Genomic DNA, 16865 nt, shown 5'->3' on the forward strand with positions numbered 1-16865 from the left:
CACGTGATGATAAACCAATGGGGACTGCTCTTCGTCTGCAAAGTCGAGACCGGGGTTGCTGAAGCACCGGGTAAGAAGACCGTCGATGGTGACCTCGACATCACCAACTTCGCCGCACTCGCCTACATGACGGACACAGCGAGTTGTATCCGCTGAATTGACTGAAGCAGGACTACTACTTCAGCAAGCCTATCGCTCGCTGTGACGACTCGAATTCCGAGCAAACCACGCAGTTGAACCGGAAGCAGTCGGCTCGCCGCACCCACTACGTCCACACGCTCTCCAAGCACATCGTTGAACGATGCGTTGAGTAGGGCGTTGGAACGGTCGTGGTGGGCGACCTCTCCGGAGTCCGTGACGACGAGGAAAACGGCAAGTCGAAGAACTGGGGCAAGCACAGCAACTGGGACTTACATTCGTGGGCGTTCGACCGCTTAAGCTACTTGTTGACCTACAAAGCGGAGATGGAAGAGGTCGAGGTGCTCCTCGAGTTCTTGGAAGAACGGCTCTATTGAAATGCCCAGTCGCGAACAGGACGGATAGGTGTAATCGTTAGATGTAGGCACTGCATTTACCGCTTGATAGCGATACCTACAACAACGGTTCCGGCTGCTGCAAGAAGCAACCCCACTCCGGCGAGGGCACCGACTAATTGACTCGCCAAGAGGCAAACGATTGCGAGCAGTGTCATCTGAACCCCCGCAAACATCGCTTTCACGTTCGGTTCATTTTCATCCATAGAGGATTACGACAGGTACGACTGACAAGTCGTTACCGGTCGATACGCAATCCTACTTACCGGCAGTTTCACCGCAGATAGTATCTGATGAAGAGGGTTTCAACAGAGCTGGAAGAGCAGCAGTAGCCGACGGGTTCCAGTAATCCGCCACCGAGAGCCCATTTTTCACTCCCTGACCGGGTGAGGGAGAGCAATACCTCCCTCGGAGATTCTCGATGCCCTGTGAGACACCTCAGACCGATAGTACCGAACCTAACGAATCCCGAGCAAGAGTCGAGTTCGACGATTCCGACAGTCGTCGCGACGAGATGCACGACTCGCTCGAAGCGTGGGTCGAACAGTTCGCCGAACTCTCGGACGAAGCGAGAGCCAGCAACGAACTCCAGGAGTGGCTAGACGTCCAGTCACGGTTCCACGACTACTCCTATCGGAACACACTCCTGATCAAGCACCAGTGCCCCGAGGCGACACGCGTTGCGGGCTACAACACGTGGCGGAACGAGTTCGACCGTCACGTCTCGAAGGGCGAGTCGGCGATCTGGATATGGGCACCCATTATCGCGAAGCGATGTCCCGACTGTGGGAACTCACAGTCCTACCACGCCAGCAGCGACTGTGAGTACGACGAGAGACCACCTGAGGAGTGGGAGAAGGGACTCGTCGGGTTCAAACCCGTGCCCGTGTTCGACGTATCCCAGACCGAGGGTGAACCCCTCCCCGAGCTCGATACGACTGCCCACGGAGACGGGAGTGAGGACGAACTGCTCGATGCGCTGCTCGAGGCGGCACCGAAGCTGGGAGTTCGTGTGAACCTCGTACCTCCCGAGGACTGGACCCACGGAGACGCTGCAGGCGTCTGTACCGAACGAAGCACGTACGATTGCTCCTTGCTCGTCGAGGTCGAGGACGTAGGGAACGACGCACAGGTGGCCAGTGTGCTCGCTCACGAATACACTCATGCCCTGCTGCACTTCGACGTCGATGACGTGGACGAACGCGAGAAGCGTGAGGTCGAAGCTGAGAGTACCGCCTACGTGGTCTCACAATACTTCGGGCTCGATGCCTCGAACAGCGCGTTCTACGTCGCCGCCTGGGAGGGCGAGCCGGCAGAGGCGATTCAGGAGCGTCTACAGCGAATTGTGGATACAGCGCAGGAGATCATCGACGCGATCGAACTGACACAGTAGCTGCCAACCTGAGCTGGTCAATCAGTGCTGTCCTGTACGGCACTCGTCCAACCTCGACAGGTTTACTTGTCAGCGAATGCTAATTTGTAGCACTATGCATGATCTGACTGGCTTCCAGCGCGATCTGCTCTACGTCATTGCCGGTCTCGACGAACCCAAGGGCCTTACAGTCAAAGACGAGCTCGAAGATTACTACCAGAAGGAGATTCACCACGGCCGCCTCTACCCGAACCTCGACACGCTCGTCGACAAGGGACTCGTCGAGAAAGGGCAGATGGACCGTCGGACCAACTTCTACAAGCTGACTCGCCGTGGCCGGCGTGAAATCGGCGACAGAGGAGAGTGGCAAGCGCAGTACATCGATACTTCGGCCTGAGCGGAAGGAATAGAGCGAACCAGTTGGGTGGCAACAATCGCTCCTTGCTGGTTCGCTATTACGGTGTAGCCTACACCAGTATCAGCAATAGAGTCAATCGAACACACTCTATCTCTCCTAGAACCCACTAAAGAGAGAGATACACGATTAGAAATTAGGAATAGACCTTTAATTACGTGCAGGAACAATTGAAACTCGATGGAGGTCACCTTCCAGCACGCGAACCCCCACTCTGGGCACGAGTCGGTACTAATCCGACTCTCAGGGGACGTGACCGAGCAAACAGCGTGTATCCTCTTCGATTCAGGCACAGACGTCGACGTCGATGGGCTACTCGGGGACGACGAATACCTCACAGCAATCGTCCTCACCCATGCTCATCTGGACCATTACGCAACCCTAGGCACGAATCTGCGTGATGGCGCTCCCGTCTACACCTCCGAACCGACAGCGGCTATCCTCGACACTGTCCTGACCGAAGCAGCAACCAACTACGACATCTCAAACGTCGACGCTGTCGTCGACGCACTCGAACCGATTTCGGACTGGACGACAGTCCTGGGCGATGTCGAACTTCGACCCGTTCCAGCCGGACATACACCTGGTGCAGCCGGGTTTCTGATTCGGTTCGACGACGGTGGTGAGACCAGAACGATGCTCGTGACCGGGGACTGGACGCAGCGATCTGCTGCCGGGTTCCCCGGTCTCCCCACGACGCTCTCGCCCGACGCCGTCTTCCTGACTGGCGCAACCAACGAAGAGTTCGAGGGCGAACTCACCGCCGCCGTCGAGACGATTCTCGAGCGCGTGCAGGCCGGGTCGACCGTCCTCGTCACCGCCAGTGGACTGGCCGGCGTTCACATCGCCGCACTCCTGGCCAAACTCGACACGAACGACATCGATCCGCCATCAGTCTCGATTACTGGTCACGCCGCGAAACTGTACGAAACCCTCGGGTACGACTATTCAACTGTAACGTCTGTTCCGACGTTCGACGATCCTGATGCAATCCTCGAACCCGGCACTGTGACCATCGCCGGGCCGGAGGTACCTGTCGAGGGGAGCGCTGCGAAGTTCTACGACTGCGTTCAAGACGACCCGGGGGCAACGCTAGTACAGCTCACGAGCGGGAGTGTCTCACCGGTCGAGTCTGCCGGCTGTACCGTCGACCGCTTCCAGTACAGCAACCATCCACCAGAGGCGGCTGTCGACGACCTCGTCGAGGACCTTGCCCCGAGACAGGTCGTCATGATGCACCAGTCCGGGCCAGCGCTCTCCCGGTACAAGGACCGCTACGACAGCTTCGTGTGGGCAACCACGGACTGGGACGAATACAAAATCTACGAAGATGGGACATGGGTGGCACCACCGTGGGTGAACGACCGTGTCGCCCGCCGGCTTCGTAGCCAGCAGTACGGAAACGGGAGCAGCCTCGGCTCGTTCATCGACACCGAGGGAGTACTGTCTGATGTGGAACGGAACGAGGTCAGCCTGGAAGCAGAGGGTCTCGATGCCTCCGCGTTCAGGACCTGGTCTCAACAATCGACTCCGTACCCACCGAAGTTGGAGTCTTCGACCCAGAATACTGAACCAGAGTTCGAAGATACGGATACTAGCATTTCCAAGCACTTTGAAGAGATTGAATCACGTCTTTCCCGAGTCGAACAGTCGCTCACTGACAAAGAGAAGGCTGATTCATCCACCCATGAGGTTCAAATCGTCGACGCTGGCGACGGTACTCTTCTCTTGCGTCTTCTAAATCCAGATGCTATAACACGAAATCTGACACATGGTGAGATGATCAAGATTCGAGTGGTGGACACATCTGACTAGCCCAAATATTTAGCTACAAAATATTAATTTAATTTTTAATATAATATTAAGGGTTTCATATGGCGACATCTGAAAAGCCAATGGTATATGCCATTGGAAAATTCTAACCGGCGAAGCGTGTTGAAAGCGATTGGCAGCACCACAGCACTCGCAAGTTTTGCTGGGGTAGGAGGCGCAAGGTCTGGAAAGGGGACGGAGCATCCCCCAGAGCCGCCGGAGGATTTCGAGTACAGAACAGTTGGAGACGATGTCAAGAATGCCGTCGGCCACCTGTGGTGGTTGCTGACTGTCGACCACGATAGAATCGACGATCTGTTGGCGAAAATCACCCGCGAGTATGAATGCAACTCGACAAAAACAGGAAGTAGTCAACGAGCTTCGTTCAACCTACCAGGTGGAAGTCGAGCGGACCGAACAAGACGAACGAGAACTCACGTACCACCTCGCTGGATCAAGAGTCCGTCCATTACACGAGACGGAGATTGGGCGAAATACACTGGAAGGTTCAAACCGCGCTGAAGAAGCCGTTCAAAGTGTTGCCGAAAGTGTAAGTGCTGGCCTAAGGCAGGAGGCTGAGCCGAGGGTTGAACCGATGCACGACGAAGATATCCACGAAAGAATGGCAGAGGCCGCAGTCGAGGGGACGGACTACGAGAGCGAGGTCGATACTGTGAAAGAGGCAGCAGTGGAACCCGACACTTGGACTCAAAAATGTCGAGTATGTTCCAAAGATTGGATGTCTCTGGGTGACAATTTCGATATAATCAATATTTCTCCAGATGTTGTTGAACAGGAGATCCGACAAGCAATCCGAGCCATTGACGAGTCGGCGATCCCCCATCATATGTACGTTCCGGGAGGAGAGACAATTGGGGTCATGAACCTTCTCTCGGTGATAGATCCGAGAATCGATGTGCTTGAGGTAGAGGTCACAGGTGCAGCACCAGATGAGGCCCAAGAACACTGGTTTAGGGTAGAGGATGGCGGATCCGAAGACGACGATTTGACCGAAGTTGGACGAGCCCTGCATTTCATGCAGGACCTGTCCCATCCCCTACACACCGGCGCAATTGGTCCGCAAGTGCTCGCCACCCAAGGCACAATCCATGACGCGTATCGGTATTTTGTAGAGGACAACTGGGAGAACGCGGAAGATACTCAAAACCCGCTCATTTACCAATTCAATCAGGGCACAGAGAACGAACAGTTGGCGGCTTCGATGAAAACAGCTTGCGAGGCGGTGGCGGAATCTGTAGCGCCCTATTCCGAACAGGTTTACGAGACAATCCTCAACAATGGCCTCAATAACCGTGATGACTGGGCTTACACCGTCGAAGGTTCGGCAATCGCTGGTATGTGGAACCTCGGCGCCTACTCCCACGGAAGGGTTAGCCTGATTAGCTTCGACTGAGATATCAGTACTTGATGATGATTGCTCTCAGGAAGTACCTGTACTCGTCTAACCGTCGCTGCGATTACTAGGAAAGTTGACCCAGTCAGTATGAGGGCTGCTCCTGGTGGTCGTTCGTACTCAACACACCAGCCGACGACGTATCGAATCACCTGATAATCACAGCAATGGAAGAAAAGTCATAATTACTATATAAATGGTGAACATGGACCGAAGGAAGTTCCTGTCGATAGCGGCTATTAGTGCGAGTACAGTCCCAGGCTGTCTGTCGTTGATCTCGGCCTCACACTCGGACAGGCCCCTGCCGGACGTTCCCACCGGAGCTTGGACACAGTACGGAGCCAACGAGGAAAATACGTTCACAACAAACGTATCCGCTCCATCACAGGGGAACCTAGCGTGGGTGTCGGACGCCTTCACACGCTGGCAGCCGGTAGTCTCCGATGGAACGGTATACATGACGAACTTCGACCCCAGCCTCGATGGAAGTGCGATTGCACTCGACGCAAAGGACGGCACCGAACAGTGGCGCACCACACTCAACGCCAGCGGGGAAAACGGGAGTGTTCTCGTTGACGACCTGTTCATCGTGGCGTACGACACGGAACTTGCCGCACTCGATTCCAAGACAGGCGAGCGGGTTTGGACGAAAACAACGAACGGAATCGACTTTTCGGAACAGATCGTTGCGGACGAAACCACCGGGGTCGTACTGGTTGCTTCTGACGACGGTATCGAGGCGTTCGAGGCAGTGACAGGAGAGAAACGCTGGGAAACCAACACGGTACGTCGACCCAACCTTGCCCCTGCTGTGTACGACGGACGAGTGTTCGCCGTCGAGAACGTAGATGAAGCGCCATCTCTCGTTGCCATCTCCATGGAGGATAGTTCGGAGCGTTGGCGGAGTGAGCTTACGTCAGCACCCGAGTCCGCTGCGCCCGTTGCGACCCAGGACGGAGTGATCGTGGACGACGCGCACACGCTCGTCGTCTATAACAGGGAAACTGGCGACCAGCGCCGTGAACTCTACTCGTTCGGCGAGGGCACATATGATGCACCTCGGACAGTTGCCGTCGACGACGGAACCGTGTTCGCTACCAATGAGTCTAGGGCCGTCGCACTCGACAGCGAAACCGGAACGGAACGATGGCGCCGCGACGCTCCATCGTACGACCATGGAATCTGTATCGGAGCCGAAACCGTCGTGGTCCCGGTCGACGACCCCGAGTTTTCACCCAGGAAGAAGACGATCACCGCGCTCGATCGTGAATCAGGCGAGAGACGCTGGCGCTACGCGTTAGATCGAGGTCATCACGTCTTGGTACCGCCGGTACTGGTCGACGGAGCTGTGTTCTTTTCAGACCCCACCATCGACGGTCTCGCGGCTCTCGGTGACGTGCCGCCACAGGATAGCTAGTTCCTCGCACCACCGCATTCTCGTTGCGGAGAGTCGGTATAGCACTCAGGCCTCACTTCCCTGTGAATAGAGTTCAGGTTGGCTTCCTCGTGTGTGTCGTGGGTTCAACGGAGGATGAACTCGGTGGCTTGCCTGTCGTTGAGGCAGTCCGAAAGTTCACCGACGTTCGTAAAAACACTATCACCTCAGAAAGTCCGAAGCCGGTATCCCTACTACATTGCAGACACAATGTCGACTCAATTAGGGACATGGACGGTGGTTCCACTCCGATTCCCCCGTTCGCAGAGGAGGCCCTCGCTGTACTCCAGGACAGCATAGATGATTCCTCGGGGATCGAAGAGCAATCTGCGCTCGAGGCGCTTGAGGCCGAAGGGTTCAGTACTGCTGATTCTAAGGAAGCGCTCGAAATTCTCGAGCTTCGGGGCTACCTCTACCGCGTCGAAAACCAGCTCCGGATTACGGAGTAATGGTTCTGTTGAAATCCTCTTAGTCAGACACCATCTGCGGTGAAACAGTCGGTAGGTAGGATTGCATACATAGCAGTCAAATAGCTGAAGATTTTGGAAATCCTCTCCGAGAGGGATCTGTTCTCTACGAGCGAATGTCTGTGTATATCCGCACAGCGTCGACCGTCAGTTCCACGGAGTACCCCCAGAGACGAGTTCTAATCGTAAGCGGACGAGCAGAGTGCCAATCAAATCCATCGAGTAGGTCGGTATCGACCCAATCCTGGAGGGTGCGGTCCATCTCGTAGATGTCAATATCGAGGGCGAGAAAAGCATTCAGTATCGCCTCACTCATCGGTTCATCAGCATCACGGGAGTACGTGACCAACAGATTGGTGTGCGTCTGTCCGTGACGCGTCTGCGATGTGACCGCATCCTGCTGTTTCAAGGCGGTTATGTCGTAGCCCTCAGCAATGAGATGTGTCACGTCACCGTGCTTGTCAGTCATTGGCTGGAGCGAAAAGTCAACGAGTGCAGTTCTCTCTGCACCCTGTACAGTCAGTTCGTGTCTGACGATCTCGCCCTTAGCGGCCTTACGGACATCGGCACGGACCTGCTGCTGGGTCCTTTCAGAGAAGCGAACACCGGGGACCTTCCATAGTTCTGTTCCGATGACCTGTTCCCTACTACTCCCAGTGAATGCTAGTATTGTGTCATTTGCTGCACGAACCGTCCCATCAGGGGCCAGAATCCCACGATACAGTGTAGTGCGGTTGAAAACTGTCTTGTAGTTCGGTTCCATTGTCCCAACCTATAGATAGTTGTGAGTAGATGGATTGTAAACCCCAAGCATATTATTGTCATCTGGGAGGCACTTAGTCGCAATCCAATACTTGAAGATGGCTTCCGAAAAAGAACCCATCAATGCCTGCAGATAATTGTCATCCCGGAAAAAGGGAGCGGGCTGACGAACTACTTACAACGTTATCCGACTCGATCCGACGTGAGATCATTCACTATTTCGAGAATTACACCGAGGAATCGAATTCGTCCCTCGACGAACTGGCTACTCACATAGCAGAACGTATGCCAGCCGAAAGCCAGGAAAACCTCATGCTGAAACTCCCGCAAACGCACTTATCGAAGCTCCAATCGCGTGGATGGGTCAGCTATGATAAGCAAACCGGGCAGATCAGGTATCATGGCAATGAAGAGGCGAAGCAATTGTTGGCCGATGTTCGTGAAATGTTCTAAGATTCGAACCACTTCCCTTGTGTTCCTAAATTTTGGAGTGAGTTCTTCACTGTAGTTTGTGAGATTCAGTCCGTCTCCAGTGAGACCGGAGGTTTCAACGGATATACTGCACAGACTCTCTGTATCTTGCACTCGGGTTTCGGCATCAGGTCAGTAGGTTAGCGCCCTATGTCGGTATGTGAGCCGTCTTCATCTAACGATTACACCTATCCGTCCTGTCGCGACTGGGGATTTCAACAGACCTGGATTAATTGTACTCACCCCGAGCTAACCGCATCACCCAGTCCCACTCGCTGGCTCAGAAATACAGGACCGGCGATAGAATCCATCCAACTCCTGCTCCGGGGAATAAATAACGAACTGAGCGGCGGAACCACAGTCCTGGCATCGTCGAGAAGCGTTCTTACTACCTAACTCGATGAAGGACCCTACTCTCTGTTGGAGTGCCCAGAGAGCACCGAAGGGGGCCTCCCCAGAGTTCCGCTTCTACTGGACCCACGGATCGAAATCTACCTTGGCAGTACGTGTGAATTCCCCGCCTTCGAACACGTCGCCGAGTTCCCTGGGAGGTTCAAACAAATCTTCCCATGGCTGCCGGTTCCAGAGAGACTGGGCAACAGTATCAACGAACTCCGGCGGCATCGTGGGGGGAGGCAACTCCCTGCCAAATACAGCCTGACTCAGTAATCCCTGCAGTTCGTATAGGCCGGTATTGGATGGGCGAAATATCGAGTCCCATGGCTGACTTCGCCAGATTTCAAGCGCAGTTCGATCGACCCACTCCGTTGGGAGCAGGACCCTGCCTGCATCATCGACAAGTTCGTTGTCCCAATCCGACATTCGTCGCTCCTGGAGCTGGTCGAAGGGGGTGTTTCGTGATTGCCATCTCGCTTCGTCAGGGACGAAATCAGGCCAGACTGTGTCTCTCGCACGGTGTCGAAAATCGACCTCGGCCAGCTGGCATCTGTCCGTACTGAAATCCCTCTCGTCCACCCACGCAACGGCAAATCCCTGTTCGGTGTAATCCGCCGTCGTTTTCGCAATATCCTTTCCCTCGTTCTTGTGCTGGACCTCCACGGCGAGCCCCCGTCCCAGTTGTTCGTCGGGTTCCGAGAACACAATCGCAGCGTCTGCATATCGTTGCTCCTTTTCAGAGACAGGCGCAGCAAGTGCGTATTCCATTTCACACGTCTCAATTCGATCACCGAATTCCTGCTCCAAACGGTCCGCAGCAAGCGACTTCCACTTCATGTGGATCTTCGATTCGCTAACGGACTCGCAGTCTATGTTCCGCCCTCCCTCAGCACCGCCGATATTCTCTACGTGAAAGAAATGGTGAGCGCGACCATCACTTGACTTTCCTCGTACTCGCATCCGATCTTCGCAGGATGGACACTCAACATCAACCCCTTTCGGCACCTGTCGAGGGGCTTTGTGGTCGCCATCGTGGATCGCAATCCAGGGCATAGGAGGATAGGCATGATGGAAGTCCAAGAGACATAATTCTAGGGCGACAGAACAGTACGAATTGGCCATGCTTTGCTCTTCTCTTCTGAATATGAATTGACGGCCACCGTAGCGAATTTATTGACCCCTGTCGGGTGAGGGGTTCGTCGAGCAGGCGAGCGCCTCGGAGTTCAAGAAGATGTTCAATACTGACAATGAGAAGACGGCAAGCATGCGAGACACAGGGGTCAGCACGATACGAGGAGCATGTGTCTTCCCACAACTCCCTTCGTTTTTATATTCCCAGCCCACCACTATTCTGGTGATGAAAAACGAGCTACCGGGTGATGCCGAAATTAACCTCGAAGCGCTGGAGTCGTCACTCCGAGAGCATCCGGTCCGCTTCGCGATTCTGTTCGGGTCCCACGCGACCGGAGAGGCCCACCCCTCGAGCGATATCGATATCGCAGTCGAGCTTTCTGGAGTCCAACCCTCCGACCCAGCATTCAATGATGCCTTCCTGGGATTGAGTGCCGACTTGAGTGAGACACTGCAGACCGACGAGGTAGACCTCGTCGAGGTACACACTGTCTCGCCAGAACTCGCGGATTCGATCTTATCTAACGGAGTTATATTAGTCGGTGACGAACGCATCGCATCGAGCCGGTTGCGCGAGCTGGCGAAGAAGAGAAGTAAGTCTAAGTCTCCACGGGAACGCCTCGATACTGCAATTTCGAATATCAATGCACACCTCGACGACGACACCGACTCACAAGTCCCCGCTTCAGGTAAGCTGGACAGCGACCAATGAGGGATGAAGGTTTTCCGCAGGACAAATTAAATCGAATCCTTACTGCGATTGAGACGCTCGAAACGAGTCTTGGTGTCCTCGCCGAAAAACAATCTGTAAGCCGTGACACCTACGACCAAGACTCTGACACGAGAGACATTGTTGAACGACGGTTCGTCAAGATGACTGAAGCCTGTATCGACATCGGAGAAGAGCTGGTTAAACATCACCAAGGAGAACCCCCCAAGAGTAATCCCGCAACGATGCGAGAGTTGGAAGACATCGGTATTCTCCCATCGACGGTTGCTGAAGAGATGGCACAGGCAGCCCGCTTCAGAAATGTGCTCTCTCATACCTATGGCGACATCATCGATAACCATGTGGTCTATAACGCGCTCCAGGACCTCGAACGGTACCGACTATTCGCCGAGTACGTCGGTACTCATCTCGATTCAATTGGCGCTCTCGACGAAGCAGACGCGGAGTAAACCGATTTTCGACACACACGGGTGTGAATAGTACACTCTATCCTGTGACCGACTTTCATCGCTTCGTCATTGGCCATTTATTGACCCCTGTCGGGTGAGGGGTTCGTCGAGCAGGCGAGCGCCTCGGAGCGTATTCAGATGCCTGTTAGTGACATCTATCCGACGACGTTCGACGAGGACGTACCGACCGAGACGACCACCAACCACTGCCCGGAGTGCGATGGACGCGTCACGCCGAGCGGAGACGAGTCGGTCTGTGAGGACTGCGGCCTGGTCGTCGACGAACGGCGACTCGACCGTGGGCCCGAGTGGGGCGGCTACGACGAGGACGAGCGAAGGCGCACTGGCGGAGTTCGCACGGTCGCCAGACACGACCGGGGCCTCTCGACCACGATCGGGCATGGAACCGACTCTCGAGGCAACCAGCTCTCCAGACGGAAACGCCGACAGCTCGCGCGGATGCGGCGCGAACACTCCCGTGGGCAGTACGAGTCCAAAGCCGACCGGAACCTCATGCACGGCTTCACCGAAATCCGGCGCATCGTTGGCGCGCTCAGCCTCGGGAACTCGCTCCGTGATCAGGCCTGTTCCCTGTTCCGGACGGCTCAGTCCGAGTCCCTGCTTCGAGGCAGATCCATCGAAGGCATCGCAGCGGCCTGTGTCTACGCGGCCATCCGGTGTAACGGCCTTCCCCGAACCGTCGACGAGGTCGCGACGCTGGCGAAGGTGTGTCAGCCCCGGGTGAAGGCCTGCTACAAGTCGCTCAATTCGGAGCTCGGATTGCCCGCGAAGCCGATTACACCTCGCGAGTTCGTTCCGCAGATCGCCTCAGAGCTCGGTGTCCCTGACCGGCTTCGTAACGAGGCACGGGCGTTCGCCAGTCAGGCACAGGAAGCAGGAGTGACGGTCGGTGTCCAGCCCTCCGGCTTTGCAGCTGCCTGCCTCTACAAAGCCGGCGAAGGTACGATGCTGGGACAGGCAGACGTGGCTGCTGTTGCGGGCTGTTCGACGGCCACGGTACGCAACCACTGGCAGACGCTCAACGAGGTCGTCGACTGAACATTTTTCCTCACCTGAACGGGTGAGGTGAGACAGAATTCCCACCGAGAACCATCCCCTGTCACAACTGTCGTTCACGAACCGAGTCCGTAAGCGTGCCGAGTACGAGGCCTTCGAGTTCCAGCTCGCCGGCGACGCCGTCCTCGTGACCAACTGCAGCCACGATGACCCGAGCGAGCATCGATATCTGGTTCGTGTCGTCGACAGAGTTCCGATCCACTGTACGTGTCCCGCCGACGAGCACTACGACGACGCGTGCAAGCACCGCGTGGCGGTCGCAATCCGTGGTCCTGTTCTCAACGCGGCTGTGGATGCGACGGTCGCGACAGACGGCGGGAGCGTGGTCAGCAAGTCAGATGAGACTGGAACGAAGTGTGACCAAGAGTGTGAGTGTGACAAACTCCCCGATGGAGTCCCGTGTTGGCCCTGCTACTGTGACGGAGAAGCGACGTTCGAGCCAGTCGACCGGTCGTCGCACACTCCCTGACGGATCGCTCGGCGTAGAGCCAGTTTGTGGCGCTGGCAACAGGGTGCCAGCGTGCAAGATTGGGCACCGCGATGCCGACCCCCGTCGACGCGCTGGTGAGTGTGATTCCATGCACCAGATAATCTACGCGCTCGTCGACGCAGAGTCCGAAGAAGACGCTCTCGAACAGGCGAACCTCACGTTCGACCGACTCGTCGGTGCTCGACTCGACGAACGGCCCGTGTTCGATTACTACGTCACGTTCGACGACGAGGACGCAGCGGTCGCCGGCAAAGCCCGCTGGGGTGAACGCCCGGTCGCGGCCCGTGTCGACTCGCACGATGGGGCACGAATGCTCAAGCGCGGCTGGGATGCGACCGTTTCGGAGTTCGAACGCAACCTCGAGAAGGTCGAGGAAGCGCTTGAGGAGATGACCGTCGAGGAAATGATGCACGACACCAATCTCGTCCGACACGCCTGCCACCACATCGGTGCGTTCCGTGGGCCCTCGCTGTTCCTCTACGACGGCCACGCAAACGGGATCAGGAACCGGTCGCACCTCGACCGTGTTCTGGACTCGTCCGAATCGCTGTGGATCGTCCCCGCTGACGTCCACTACTGACGCGAAAATCCTCGTCTCATTTGATTATCTCCGAGTACTCTATTCGCTTTGACCCCCGCCCACCCGCCACCTCCCCACCCTCCGCTCCGTGCTCGCTTCGCTGCGCGCGCAGCCACGACCTCACGTACTGGTCCAAGACACTCTCACCTGTTTGAAGCGGATCAAGTGCTCTCGTGAGGCTGAGCGAGGTCTTCCTGATGAAATGCGTGACCGAATCTACGGTGCGTGGAAGACGGACCAGGAAGACATCTATCGTCGGTTGATACGTTCCAGTGACCACTCCCTATGGAGAACCAGAAGAGGACTCCTCCCCGTGAGTCGCGGTTGAGTATTTCTCAGCCCTTTCCACAATCGTCTCGGCCAGTTCTTCCCACCGCTCATCTTCCACTTCGCTCTCTATTTCGGCAAGGGCTTCCGCCAAACTTTCCGGATCAATATCTGCCCAGTCGAACAGCTCAGACACACCAAATCGATCTTGGAGTTGGTCGTAGTTCTCTATTATTAGTTCCTTCTCGTGTTCGTTGATGTCAGGTGTGATGACATTGAACGGGAGGACAGCCAGGAGTTCCGAAATGCCCACGTCACTAACAACGCGGTCCGAGACTACCTCAGATAGATCCTCACTTGCACCTGTCTTCAGGAACATCAGCGCCTCGTGAGTCCCCGAAAGATGCTCGTCGACGTTTTCGTGTTCGGGGTAGATAGACAGTCTCGAAAGTTCAAGCGGCATCGCGGCAACAAACGCATCTGAGTGTTCTTCGAGGGTTTCCTCAAACACCATCGGCTTCAGTGCTTCCTCTAAGAAGCGGTCGGCGCTTCCGTAGTCGTGCTCTGGATAAATCATATAGACTCGCATGTACTCCGCGGCATCTGGGAATCCATTTTCCGGATATTTAGTGCCAATACGCAAGTGCGGAAACCGGTCTATAGCCTCCTCGAACGCATCATCGTAGTGCATTCTTCGGGAGAAGACCAGATACTTCGTAGCACTATCTCCCATTTGTTCCATCTCGTCTTTGATTCGCTCGGCGGTTTCACGATTGATGGTCTCAGTATCGATCTTTCCACGGGCAATTAGTCGACCCAGCGTTTTCCTGAGTTCAGTTGAACGCTCGCGGTCATTGAATAGGACAATTGCGAGCTGGTCAGTAGTCCCATAGTCCGTAGCGAACTCTAAGGCCAAGTCTCGGGGATTCTCTGGCTCACGATCAAATAATGCTGTAACTCCCGCTTGTTCAATTTTCCCATACTCTATCTCATCGTACGCACCCAGTAGCTCGATGGTTCGCTTATCGAGGGAACCGAGATTAATATTCGACAACAGCGATGCAATCTGTGTCTTCAATCTGGCTTGCTCGATAGGCTGACTACTGGAGTCAACTTCGCGTGACAGGAGGAGGATGAGGAGAATTTCTTGCTGATAGTCGGGTAGTTCCTCGAAATGCTCGCGGATGTAATTCTCATAGACCGTCTCCAACGTGGGTTCTTCATCATCGTCGGCGAGGGTTTCAATTATTTCGTCTTGCTTGGTTATTTCGAGACCTATCTCGGTGACCCGATCATTTACACGACTCACGAGTTCGGAGATGCGCTTTCGGTGGACTTGTCGGTCACGTCGCCGATTGTAAATGTCTTCTACTCGATGGGCTGTGGGAACGCTTACAGCCGCGATGAGGGCAACCAAGGCTGTTGCTTCGAGCGGGAGAGTCAGTAACCTCGTGACGAATACCAGGACCCCTATGAGTGCATAGAGCCCAAATAAAACGACATCCCGCTGATTCATATCTTATATGGATTCGATATGTCCAGCATTATATTAGTTGACTTTACACCGGTGGGCTGTGTGGGTTCAGTCCCAGGTTTCGCTGGTTTCGATAGTGGTACTCGGTTTTTCGAACGCACCCGGAACTATTGACAAGAATCGTCTGGACGCCATCAATTTCAGCGGCCTCAGCTGGCTCTATAGGTTGGATACACTATAGTAACTCAAGCGCTTTATTCTGTGCCACAACCCCGCAGAACCGAATTCCGTACTTGATAGCGTTTATTCCCCCTCAATGGGTGAGGGGCTCGCTGTACTGGCGAGTTCCCTGAACACGGTGAGAACGATGGCAACTAGAGACATTTACGAAACTGGCTTCGACGAAGACGTCCGAACGGAGTCGAGTGCGAACCAATGCCCCGAGTGCGACGGCCACGTCACCACGAACGCAGTCGAAACGGTCTGCGAACACTGTGACCCGGTCATCGATGCACAGCGCATCGATCACGGGTCGGAATGGCGGGCGTATGACGATGAGAAGTGCGAACGAACGGGCGGCCCACTCACTGCGGCCCGCCACGATCGCGGTCTGTCGACAGAGATCGGTCGCGGCACCGACGCGAAGGGGAACGAGATCTCCTGGCAGAAGCGGCGGAGACTCACACGGATGCGCGGTGAACAGACCCGTGGTCGCTGGCGGTCGAAAGCGGAACGGAATCTCGCACACGGGCTGGGCGAGGTGCGCCGGTTGGCAAGTGCGCTCGAACTATCCGACTCAGTCCGTGACCAACCGTGTCAGCTCTTCCGGAGCGCCCAGAACGAAGATTTGCTTCGTGGCAGGTCCATCGAGGCCATCGCCGCTGCCAGCATCTACGGGGCCTGTCGGTGTAACGGTCTTTCGCGGTTAGTGGACGACGTGAGCGAGATGGCCCGCGTGGCGGAGTCACGGGTCACGAACGCGTACAAAACGCTGAACGAAGAGCTGGGCCTCCCCGCTGAGCCCGTCTCCCCCAGTATGTTCGTGCCGCGCCTCGCGTCGGACCTCGAGTGTCCGAACGAGATCCGACAGCAGGCCCGAGCCCTCGCAGAACAGGCCGAGAAGTGCGGCGTGACGACGGGCGTCCATCCGGCCGGGTTCGCAGCGGCCTGTCTCTACAAGGCCGGTCGCGAAGAGGGCCGATTTCTGATGCAATCCGAAGCTGCAGAAGCCGCCAACATCTCACAATCAACGGTTCGGACCCATCGAGACACATTACAACAGCTGAACGGTGGACAAAGAGTGGGCCCAAAGAGCACTACACAGAAACGAGAGGCATCTGCAGAAAGCAGAGGTTAGATATGCATTGTAACAAAGGATATCGATAATGGACGAAGAATCGGAGTCAATCAGCTATTTGTCGGCTGCTGATATCCGTGACATCCACGAGTTGATCGTGGAGTCAAATGCGGTGACGACCGCTGGTATCTCTTCGCCAGGCGATATCGAATACGCCGTTGAACATATTCAGGAAGGCCATTTCGGTCAGGTGCCCGAGTCGCTCCACGAGTAGGCATATCAGCTGCTGCGGC

The 16865-nt window shown here is 55.7% G+C and carries 18 protein-coding genes and 1 pseudogene; 15 read left to right on the forward strand and 4 right to left on the reverse strand.

The annotated features are described in order from the left end of the window. Positions 1 to 12 precede the first annotated feature (12 nt). From NOW55_RS20840 to NOW55_RS18040, 7 genes and pseudogenes are all read left to right on the forward strand, one after another. Positions 13 to 482, forward strand: a pseudogene (locus NOW55_RS20840) (transposase); the annotation flags it as partial. Positions 483 to 954: 472 nt separating this feature from the next. Further along, positions 955 to 1926, forward strand: coding sequence for an ArdC-like ssDNA-binding domain-containing protein (locus tag NOW55_RS18015; RefSeq protein ID WP_390293773.1), 972 nt, complete (start codon positions 955 to 957; stop codon positions 1924 to 1926). Between the two features lie 94 nt (positions 1927 to 2020). Continuing rightward, the gene (locus NOW55_RS18020; protein WP_256401513.1) at positions 2021 to 2302 is read left to right on the forward strand and encodes a helix-turn-helix transcriptional regulator; all 282 of its coding nucleotides are present in this window, start codon (positions 2021 to 2023) and stop codon (positions 2300 to 2302) included. 198 nt (positions 2303 to 2500) lie between these two features. After that, a complete protein-coding gene (locus tag NOW55_RS18025; RefSeq protein WP_256401515.1) occupies positions 2501 to 4135 on the forward strand; it encodes an MBL fold metallo-hydrolase in 1635 nt (544 codons plus the stop codon). A 337-nt stretch (positions 4136 to 4472) separates the two neighbouring features. After that, entirely contained in the window at positions 4473 to 5546 is a 1074-nt protein-coding gene (locus NOW55_RS18030; protein ID WP_256401516.1) for a phospholipase C/P1 nuclease family protein, read from the forward strand. A gap of 271 nt (positions 5547 to 5817) precedes the next feature. Next, positions 5818 to 6963: an outer membrane protein assembly factor BamB family protein gene (locus NOW55_RS18035; RefSeq protein WP_368407795.1), complete on the forward strand. Its 1146-nt coding sequence runs from the start codon at positions 5818 to 5820 to the stop codon at positions 6961 to 6963. Between the two features lie 98 nt (positions 6964 to 7061). Next, positions 7062 to 7430 carry a hypothetical protein gene (locus tag NOW55_RS18040; protein WP_256401518.1) on the forward strand — a complete coding sequence of 123 codons (369 nt, stop codon included), beginning with the start codon at positions 7062 to 7064 and terminating at the stop codon, positions 7428 to 7430. A 124-nt stretch (positions 7431 to 7554) separates the two neighbouring features. On the opposite strand, the gene NOW55_RS18045 is transcribed toward NOW55_RS18040, so the two are convergent. Further along, positions 7555 to 8211: a PAS domain-containing protein gene (locus tag NOW55_RS18045; protein ID WP_256401519.1), complete on the reverse strand. Its 657-nt coding sequence runs from the start codon at positions 8209 to 8211 to the stop codon at positions 7555 to 7557. 122 nt (positions 8212 to 8333) lie between these two features. On the opposite strand from NOW55_RS18045, the gene NOW55_RS20975 reads away from it, so the two are divergent. After that, positions 8334 to 8663, forward strand: coding sequence for a DUF7344 domain-containing protein (locus tag NOW55_RS20975; RefSeq protein ID WP_438266586.1), 330 nt, complete (start codon positions 8334 to 8336; stop codon positions 8661 to 8663). Positions 8664 to 9149: 486 nt separating this feature from the next. On the opposite strand, the gene NOW55_RS18050 is transcribed toward NOW55_RS20975, so the two are convergent. Then, positions 9150 to 9914, reverse strand: coding sequence for a hypothetical protein (locus tag NOW55_RS18050; protein ID WP_256401520.1), 765 nt, complete (start codon positions 9912 to 9914; stop codon positions 9150 to 9152). 520 nt (positions 9915 to 10434) lie between these two features. On the opposite strand from NOW55_RS18050, the gene mntA reads away from it, so the two are divergent. The 3 genes from mntA to NOW55_RS18065 all read left to right on the forward strand — a co-directional run bounded on the left by mntA (position 10435) and on the right by NOW55_RS18065 (position 12446). Continuing rightward, positions 10435 to 10920 carry a type VII toxin-antitoxin system MntA family adenylyltransferase antitoxin gene (gene mntA, locus NOW55_RS18055; protein WP_256401995.1) on the forward strand — a complete coding sequence of 162 codons (486 nt, stop codon included), beginning with the start codon at positions 10435 to 10437 and terminating at the stop codon, positions 10918 to 10920. Next, a complete protein-coding gene (hepT, locus tag NOW55_RS18060; protein WP_256401521.1) occupies positions 10917 to 11387 on the forward strand; it encodes a type VII toxin-antitoxin system HepT family RNase toxin in 471 nt (156 codons plus the stop codon). The genes mntA and hepT overlap by 4 nt, the downstream gene beginning before the upstream one ends. Positions 11388 to 11525: 138 nt before the next feature. Beyond that, entirely contained in the window at positions 11526 to 12446 is a 921-nt protein-coding gene (locus NOW55_RS18065; protein WP_256401523.1) for a transcription initiation factor IIB, read from the forward strand. Positions 12447 to 12507: 61 nt separating this feature from the next. Here NOW55_RS18065 and NOW55_RS18070 read toward each other — a convergent pair whose 3' ends face one another. After that, complete coding sequence (locus NOW55_RS18070; RefSeq protein WP_256402008.1) at positions 12508 to 12711, reverse strand: hypothetical protein; 204 nt, start codon at positions 12709 to 12711, stop codon at positions 12508 to 12510. Between NOW55_RS18070 and NOW55_RS18075 the strand changes: the two genes are divergently transcribed. Together NOW55_RS18075 and NOW55_RS18080 are read left to right on the forward strand one after the other, a co-directional pair. After that, positions 12661 to 12933, forward strand: a complete 273-nt coding sequence (locus NOW55_RS18075; protein ID WP_256401996.1) for an SWIM zinc finger family protein — start codon at positions 12661 to 12663, stop codon at positions 12931 to 12933. The two genes, NOW55_RS18070 and NOW55_RS18075, sit on opposite strands and share 51 nt — an antisense overlap. A 109-nt stretch (positions 12934 to 13042) precedes the next feature. Further along, positions 13043 to 13534, forward strand: coding sequence for a DUF7995 family protein (locus NOW55_RS18080; RefSeq protein WP_256401524.1), 492 nt, complete (start codon positions 13043 to 13045; stop codon positions 13532 to 13534). 283 nt (positions 13535 to 13817) lie between these two features. On the opposite strand, the gene NOW55_RS18085 is transcribed toward NOW55_RS18080, so the two are convergent. Further along, positions 13818 to 15317 carry a hypothetical protein gene (locus tag NOW55_RS18085; protein ID WP_256401525.1) on the reverse strand — a complete coding sequence of 500 codons (1500 nt, stop codon included), beginning with the start codon at positions 15315 to 15317 and terminating at the stop codon, positions 13818 to 13820. Between the two features lie 325 nt (positions 15318 to 15642). On the opposite strand from NOW55_RS18085, the gene NOW55_RS18090 reads away from it, so the two are divergent. Continuing rightward, entirely contained in the window at positions 15643 to 16632 is a 990-nt protein-coding gene (locus NOW55_RS18090; RefSeq protein ID WP_368407796.1) for a transcription initiation factor IIB, read from the forward strand. A gap of 28 nt (positions 16633 to 16660) precedes the next feature. Further along, positions 16661 to 16846 (forward strand): hypothetical protein, encoded by a 186-nt coding sequence (locus NOW55_RS18095; protein ID WP_256401527.1) that lies wholly within the window; start codon positions 16661 to 16663, stop codon positions 16844 to 16846. Positions 16847 to 16865 lie beyond the last annotated feature (19 nt).

Source organism: Haloarchaeobius litoreus, assembly GCF_024495425.1.
GTDB classification, from domain to species: domain Archaea; phylum Halobacteriota; class Halobacteria; order Halobacteriales; family Natrialbaceae; genus Haloarchaeobius; species Haloarchaeobius litoreus.